Genomic DNA, 6,991 nt, shown 5'->3' with positions numbered 1-6,991 from the left:
GGCGAGCAACAACCGCCTTTGCAATCTGGAAAGCAAACCGTTCTTCGCCATATTTTGCTATGACCTCCTTTAACTCTTCAACACTGACTTGCGCCAGCCATTGCGCAGCGGTAAGTCCGCTGCTTGTATCCATCCGCATATCCAGCGGGCCTTCGCGCATGAACGAAAACCCCCTGCTGGCATCGTCAATCTGAGGGGATGAAAACCCCAGATCAAGCATGACGCCGTTAACCTTATCTATGCCCAATCGCTCAAGCGCCTCGGGCATAGTAGAAAACCCGGCATGCACCACCACCACACGCGCATCTTCGCGCTGCAAGGCATGGGCCACTTCTATGGCTTGCGGATCCTTATCGAACACCACGAGCCTGGCCTGCGCCGACAAACGGGACAACAAGAAACGGCTATGACCACCGCGCCCGAATGTGCCGTCTACAAAAACGCCGTCGACCAAAGGCAGCGGCATATCAGTAACGGTTCCATGTTTCCTCTTGGCGCCAAAATCAGGATCAACGAGGGCGTTGACCGTAGGCTCCAACAGCACGGATCGATGCAAAAACTCCATATACGGATTCAGAATGAAAATTGTTCCAGAACCTCGGGCATGCCCTTGGCGAGATCTTCGGCCTCACGGCGCGTATATTCCGCGGCATCCCACAGTTCGAAATGGCTACCCATTCCCAACAGCATGACTTCGCGGACCAGGCCGGCAGCATGGCGCAATTCCGGTGCAACCAGAATACGACCCGAACCATCCATATCCACATCTTGGGCATTACCCAGCAGCAAACGCTGCAATGGGCGGGCCGACATAGGGAATTTGGCTATTTCCTCGCGCTTTTCTTCCCACACCGGGCGGGGATACACAAGTAAACAACCATCTGGGTGGCGCGTCAGGGTTAGGCGACCTTCTACCTGGGAAACGAGGGCGTCACGGTGCCTGGTCGGAATCGAGACCCGACCTTTAGCATCTAACGTGAGAGCACTGCTACCCTGGAACAAGATTTTTTCCCCACTTTTTTGCACAAAAACCTACTTTTCCCCACTCTACGGTATGGAATGCAGTAGGTCAAGCGCCTCGTTGCAATTTTTTCAATTACAACAAGCACTTAGCCGAGCTTTCGCCAAGACAAGGAAAAAAATACGTAGTGAAATCAAGAAATTGGAGATGCATCTGCAAGTCCTTTATTAGAAGAAGCGCGAATAGCGCTACAGGATCTTTGCAATTGCTGACATTCAGAAGGTAGAAAGGAAATAGTAAGGTGTGAGACAGGTCTATAGGCCGGATTTTGTACACCAGGCGAACCTGGCGGGCAATCATTCCTCTGGGCGCGGCATTGCTGCCGTGCTCTAGCCATCTACCCGCATACTCGAGCGAGCCGCTCTTTTGGCACAAGGCCAGGCGTATGCCTATTTGATGTTGCTCCGGGTAGAGGTTACCGCGTTTCACCCTGCTGCGCCGCACGGGGTTGCCCCTGTACGCAACACGGAGATAGCCGTGTCAGTGCATGCAAAAGCATGCCCGCGCCGCAGTCTCGTCTCTGTGGCCCTATTCCTCATGCTGGTGATGTGCATTGCTGCGCACCGCCAGCGTGGACGGCCGTTAGCCGTTACCCCGCTCTGTGGAGTCCGGACCTTCCTCGATGCCGTAAGCACCGCGATTGCCCGACCTGCCTCACAGATAGCAGTGTAACCTGCGACAATAGCATCTTTACTCTCGATTACTGGTTTTTTTGCGTTTATGGCTGCCAACACTCTTATTACCTTAACCGACGTCCAGCTCGCTTACGGTCACCACCCTTTGCTGGATCACGCCGACTTCGCAATACAACCTGGCGAACGTATTGGTCTCATTGGTCGGAACGGCGCCGGAAAGTCCTCCCTGCTTAAACTGCTGGATGGCCGAACCAGTCCCGACGACGGCGAAATCATGCGCCTAGGCGGGCTGAAGATCGCCACCGTAGAGCAAGAGCCCGAGCTCGACGAGTCCCTAACTGTTTTCGATACGCTTTGCGGCGACATTACAGAAAGCGAAGACTGGCAGCGGCCCTCGCGCGTCAACGCCCTGATAGAACAATTAGGCCTGTCGGCTGACGCGCTGGTCGCAGGACTGTCCGGCGGCACGCGCAAACGCGTAGCGCTGGCCCGCGCCTTGGCCGACGAGCCTGACCTGCTGTTGCTGGACGAACCCACCAACCACCTGGACTTCATCGGTATTGCGTGGCTGGAGAACCTGCTGCTGACTGCCAGGTGCAGCACCATACTTATCACTCACGACCGACGCTTTCTTGATGCCGTGGCAACACGCATCGTCGAACTCGATCGCGGCAAGCTTTTCAGCTTCCCCGGCAACTTCACGACTTGGCAGCAACGCAAGGCCGAATGGCTGGAAGCGGAAAAGCAGCAGAATGCCAAGTTCGACAAGGTGCTGGCCCAGGAAGAAGCCTGGATACGAAAAGGCGTAGAAGCGCGCCGCACCCGCAACGAGGGGCGTGTACGACGGCTGGAACAACTACGGCGAGACCGGGCGGTCCGCCGCGAACGTGTGGGCAATGTCAGCCTGGCCGTCGCCGAAGGACAGCGATCAGGCAAGCTGGTCGTCGAGCTCGAAAATGTCAGCCATAGTTATGGCGACCGCGTATTGATACGTGATTTCTCAACGACGATTATGCGCAAGGATCGCATCGGCCTTATAGGCCCCAACGGCGCGGGCAAAACTACCCTGCTGAAAATCATCCTTGGCGAATTGCAGCCTACCAGCGGCAGTGTCCGTCTTGGCACCAACTTGACCGTAGGGTATTTCGATCAGATGCGCGAGCAACTGGATGAAAATGCCACGCTCGCCGACACCATCAACCCCGGCAGCGAATGGATCGAGATCGGCAACCAGCGCAAGCACGTCATGAGCTATCTGGAAGACTTCCTTTTCCCGCCCGCTCGTGCGCACTCGCCGGTGCAAAGCCTCTCAGGAGGCGAGCGCGCCAGGCTGGTGCTAGCCCGGATGTTCGCCCGGCCTACCAACATCCTCGTCCTGGATGAGCCTACTAACGATCTGGATATCGAAACGCTGGAACTGCTTGAGGACTTGCTTCAGGACTATCCCGGCACCGTATTGCTGGTCAGCCACGACAGGGCATTCCTGGACAACGTGGTCACCCAGACTTTTGCGGCCGAAGAAAACGGACACTGGCAAGAGTATGTGGGTGGCTACGATGAATGGCTGGCCCAGCGCCCCGAACAGCCCGACCCCGCAGAAGAAAAGGCCCGCAGAAAAGAAGCGGCTGCGGCGGAACGCGCCAAGCCCGTCAAGGCCGCCCGTGTAACGTCATGGGAACTGCGCGAGCTAGAAGAAATCCCCGACACCATCGCGCAACTGGAAGCGAAGCAAACCCAACTTACTGCCAAACTGGCCGACGGCAGCCTGTACCGCGACGCGCCGGATGAAGTCAGTATCATCAACGAACAGCTGCATGGTATCGAACAACAACTGAATACCTTGTTCGCGCGCTGGGAAGCGCTGGAAGAAAAGAAAAACAGCGCCGGCTGACATAATAAGTAGCGTTAGGAACAGAAATCGGCCCGAGGTCTTTACCCTCGGGCCAATTTGCTTTCAGCCATCTGCGTTATTGCTGCACAGTCCAGCCCAGGGACTCCCCCGCTGCCAGCGGCACTACCGTACTGTCGGCCATGGGCAACTCCGCGGGGATTTGGTAAGTGGCACGGCGCAATGTCAGCGTACCCTGGTTAACCGGCAAACCATAAAAGGCGGGGCCATTCAAGCTGGCGAATGCCTCGAGGTTTTCCAGCTTGCCCACTGAGTCGAACGCCGTTGCGTATAGTTCCATAGCGTGCAAGGCTGTATAGCAACCAGCACAGCCACAAGCATGCTCTTTCAGTCCCTTTGGGTGGGGCGCACTGTCTGTTCCCAAAAAGAAACGCCCTGTGCCGCTGGTGGCGGCCTCCAGCAGAGCAAGGCGGTGTTTTTCGCGCTTGAGCACCGGCAAGCAATACCAGTGGGGCCGGATCCCGCCCTGAAACAGCGCGTTGCGGTTATATAGCAAATGGTGAGCGGTAATCGTGGCGGCCACTGGGCCTTGGGCCTGTCGTACGTAATCCACACCGTCGCTGGACGTGAGGTGCTCGAACACGACTTTCAATTCGGGGAAGGCATTGCGCAATGGAATCATCACGCGATCGATAAATACCGCTTCGCGATCGAACAAATCAATGGCGGGGTCAGTAACCTCGCCATGCACCAACAAAGGCATGCCGCATGCCTGCATCGCTTCCAGCGCTGGCGCGCAACGCCCCAGAAGGTCGGTAACGCCGGCATCAGAGTTCGTGGTTGCGCCTGCGGGGTAAAGCTTTATGCCGTGCACGAAGCCAGATTCTTTAGCCCGGAGCACTTCGGCCGCCGTGGTGTTATCGGTCAGGTACAGGGTCATCAAGGGGGTGAAAGAACCCGGCTCGATATCTGCCTGGGCCAGCGCCGAATGAATGCGGTCGCGGTATGCAGCAGCCAGATCGATCGTGGTAACCGGCGGCCTCAGGTTGGGCATGACGATAGCGCGGCCGAATTGTCGCGCCGTATCGGCCACCACCGAATTCAGCACAGCGCCATCGCGCAAATGAAGATGCCAGTCATCCGGGCGAACAATGGTCAGGGTATCAATAGTGCTTTGCATGCGAAGATAAATTTGAATGAAACGAATATGGGATTATCACCCGGATACCAACGGCATGCTTCGCTCTACCAAACGACAAAACATGGCGCTGCCGGCAGGGATCACGGCATCGTTGAAGTCGAATGCGGAATTATGCAATACACAGCCCGACTCTGCGCCGCCTTGACCCAGCCTGAAGTACGCACCAGGACGTCGTTGCAGCATAAAGGAAAAATCCTCGGACCCCATCGACGGCACAAGATTAGGCACGACCATATCGGCGCCGAACAATTCGGTCGCCACATCGGCAACGAATGCTGCATGCTCGGGCGTATTGACCGTAGCAGGAAAAAGCCTGTGGTACTTCATGTGGATCTTGGCCTTGAAAGCCGCGGCGATGCCGTCGACGACCTCTTGCATGCGCTGGACAATCTGTTCCTGCACGATTGGATTAAAGGTGCGTACCGTGCCCACCATATGCGCATCTTTGGGAATGACATTCATGGCTTGCAAATTGCCTGCGGTAACCGCCGCCACGGTCACCACTGCGGAATCGGGTGCCGGAACATTGCGCGACACAATGGTTTGCAATGCGGTAATCAATTGTGCAGCGATGACCACGGGATCATTGGTTTGGTATGCATGGGCGCCATGGCCGCCCCGTCCCTCGATGTGAATTTCGAAATGATCGGCGGCCGCCATCATGGGCCCGGGGTTCACGCCGATGACCCCTGGCGGCAATCCTGGCCAGTTATGCAGGCCGTAAATCGCGTCGCAAGGGAACCGTTCGAACAAGCCATCATCCAGCATCGCTTTGGCCCCGCCCAGGCCTTCTTCGGCCGGTTGGAAAATCAGGACCACCCGCCCATTGAAGTTACGGGTTTCAGCCAGGTAGCGTGCAGCGCCCAGCAACACCGCGGTATGGCCGTCATGGCCGCACGCGTGCATCACACCCGGATTGGTAGACGCATAGGCCTTGGCGCCCTGCTCGTGGATGGGCAAGGCATCCATATCGGCCCGCAACCCAATGCTCAGGCCTGTATCGACCCGCTTGCCATCCAGCAAGCCCACAACGCCTGTTTTGCCAACCCCGCGATGAACCGTATAACCCAGGGCGGTAAGCGCATTGGCCACCAGTGCGGAGGTGCGCACTTCCTGGAAGCCCAGTTCGGGATGCGCGTGAATATCCTGGCGGATCGCAGTCAGTTCATCGTGGAAAAGACGGATGGATTCGTAAACATTCTTTGCGTGCATCGCCTGAATACTCCTGAGAAAGCCAGTAAATATCGGCTAGGTTAACCGGATGCAAAACATTACCATAATGCCCCGAGAATCAACAGACACGATTAAAACATCCCCCCAGACGAATTCTTCTACATAAATTACTTGGTCTTTAGGGGAATCTCACGTTATGCTGCTGGGGAAATGTTTTTTTTAACTATCAGTTAGGAGCCCTACTCTATGGCAACAACCGAGAAACCCGCCCGTAAACCTAATGCGGCGTTCATGAAGCCACTCACACCTAGTGCTACCTTAGCTGCCATTATCGGACCAGAGGCAGTCCCACGCACTGAGGTCACCAAGAAAATCTGGGACTACATCAAGAAGCACGATCTGCAAGATCCAGCGAATCGCCGTAACATCAATGCTGACGACAAATTGCGTCCCCTGTTCGGTAAAGAACAGGTATCGATGTTCGAACTTACCAAACTGGTAAGCGGCCACTTGAAATAAAGTGCCCGGGCAAAAAAAACGCTGACTGGTTTTCGCCAGTCAGCGTTTTTTTATGTGTACAGCGTTGTTTAGTATTCGGCAGCTGGCGACTGGCCCGACAACAGCGCTAGCCAGCCTTTAATGATGCGGTAGACGACCCAGACCAGTGCTATGACACCTGTGATCCAACCAATAAAAATAAACGTCGCCAGGGCACTTAAAACGACCCAGAGCATTCCCCACCAAAATGTCTTGATCACCCAGTCGAAATGCTTGGCATACAGCGTACCGGCCGCATCGCCGCGCTTAAGGTAGGCCAATATGACCGCGGCGATTGTCGCAATCCCGAAAAAGCCGGCGCTAAGCAAGCCAAGCGCAAAAAGGCCATAGATAAGGTGCGTAATATTACGCATTGACAAGCCCTTGTCGTCTTCTGGCGGATACGCCTGGGTCATACAAACCTCCGGGGAAACAATATAGAGAGAAACTGACGGTGTGGTAATTGGTAATTGTGCATTATTTTAACCGACTTGATTCTTTCGCGTCGCGCATTCCCTTGGCGCAAACAAAAACCCCCAGCCTTTTTAATGGGCTGGGGGTTTTCTTCACTATAA

General features: G+C 55.7%; 7 protein-coding genes and 1 other RNA gene. 2 read left to right on the top strand and 6 right to left on the bottom strand.

What is annotated here, in order from left to right:
* The 3 genes from rsmH to rnpB form a co-directional block, all read right to left on the bottom strand.
* Window positions 1-565, bottom strand: a 565-nt coding sequence (gene rsmH / locus ABWO67_RS18580; protein WP_353154578.1) for a 16S rRNA (cytosine(1402)-N(4))-methyltransferase RsmH, incomplete at its 3' end; no start/stop codon positions are given.
* Window positions 566-573: 8 nt separating this feature from the next.
* Window positions 574-1,002: a division/cell wall cluster transcriptional repressor MraZ gene (gene mraZ / locus ABWO67_RS18575; RefSeq protein WP_353154581.1), complete on the bottom strand. Its 429-nt coding sequence runs from the start codon at window positions 1,000-1,002 to the stop codon at window positions 574-576.
* Between the two features lie 260 nt (window positions 1,003-1,262).
* An RNA gene (gene rnpB, locus ABWO67_RS18570) (RNase P RNA component class A) lies at window positions 1,263-1,677 on the bottom strand.
* Window positions 1,678-1,741: 64 nt separating this feature from the next.
* Between rnpB and ABWO67_RS18565 the strand changes: the two genes are divergently transcribed.
* Window positions 1,742-3,547 carry an ATP-binding cassette domain-containing protein gene (locus tag ABWO67_RS18565; RefSeq protein ID WP_353154575.1) on the top strand — a complete coding sequence of 602 codons (1,806 nt, stop codon included), beginning with the start codon at window positions 1,742-1,744 and terminating at the stop codon, window positions 3,545-3,547.
* A 76-nt stretch (window positions 3,548-3,623) separates the two neighbouring features.
* Here ABWO67_RS18565 and pyrC read toward each other — a convergent pair whose 3' ends face one another.
* Entirely contained in the window at window positions 3,624-4,685 is a 1,062-nt protein-coding gene (gene pyrC / locus ABWO67_RS18560; protein WP_353154572.1) for a dihydroorotase, read from the bottom strand.
* 36 nt (window positions 4,686-4,721) lie between these two features.
* Window positions 4,722-5,918 carry a M20 aminoacylase family protein gene (locus ABWO67_RS18555; protein WP_353154570.1) on the bottom strand — a complete coding sequence of 399 codons (1,197 nt, stop codon included), beginning with the start codon at window positions 5,916-5,918 and terminating at the stop codon, window positions 4,722-4,724.
* Between the two features lie 207 nt (window positions 5,919-6,125).
* Between ABWO67_RS18555 and ABWO67_RS18550 the strand changes: the two genes are divergently transcribed.
* Complete coding sequence (locus ABWO67_RS18550; protein WP_073110102.1) at window positions 6,126-6,398, top strand: SWIB/MDM2 domain-containing protein; 273 nt, start codon at window positions 6,126-6,128, stop codon at window positions 6,396-6,398.
* Window positions 6,399-6,466: 68 nt separating this feature from the next.
* Here ABWO67_RS18550 and ABWO67_RS18545 read toward each other — a convergent pair whose 3' ends face one another.
* The gene (locus tag ABWO67_RS18545; protein ID WP_353154566.1) at window positions 6,467-6,832 is read right to left on the bottom strand and encodes a DUF4870 family protein; all 366 of its coding nucleotides are present in this window, start codon (window positions 6,830-6,832) and stop codon (window positions 6,467-6,469) included.
* Window positions 6,833-6,991 lie beyond the last annotated feature (159 nt).

The sequence above is a fragment of the Pollutimonas bauzanensis genome (assembly GCF_040393045.1).
Taxonomy (GTDB): Bacteria; Pseudomonadota; Gammaproteobacteria; order Burkholderiales; family Burkholderiaceae_B; genus Pollutimonas; species Pollutimonas bauzanensis_A.
This window is presented reverse-complemented; position numbering and strand designations above follow the sequence as displayed.

What these genes read in the sequence shown, in the direction of transcription:
- ABWO67_RS18545 (WP_353154566.1), bottom strand. Translation starts at nt 6,832, where the DNA reads ATGACCCAGGCGTATCCGCCAGAAGACGACAAGGGCTTGTCAATGCGT.
- pyrC (WP_353154572.1), bottom strand. Translation starts at nt 4,685, where the DNA reads ATGCAAAGCACTATTGATACCCTGACCATTGTTCGCCCGGATGACTGG.
- ABWO67_RS18550 (WP_073110102.1), top strand. Translation starts at nt 6,126, where the DNA reads ATGGCAACAACCGAGAAACCCGCCCGTAAACCTAATGCGGCGTTCATG.
- ABWO67_RS18565 (WP_353154575.1), top strand. Translation starts at nt 1,742, where the DNA reads ATGGCTGCCAACACTCTTATTACCTTAACCGACGTCCAGCTCGCTTAC.
- ABWO67_RS18555 (WP_353154570.1), bottom strand. Translation starts at nt 5,918, where the DNA reads ATGCACGCAAAGAATGTTTACGAATCCATCCGTCTTTTCCACGATGAA.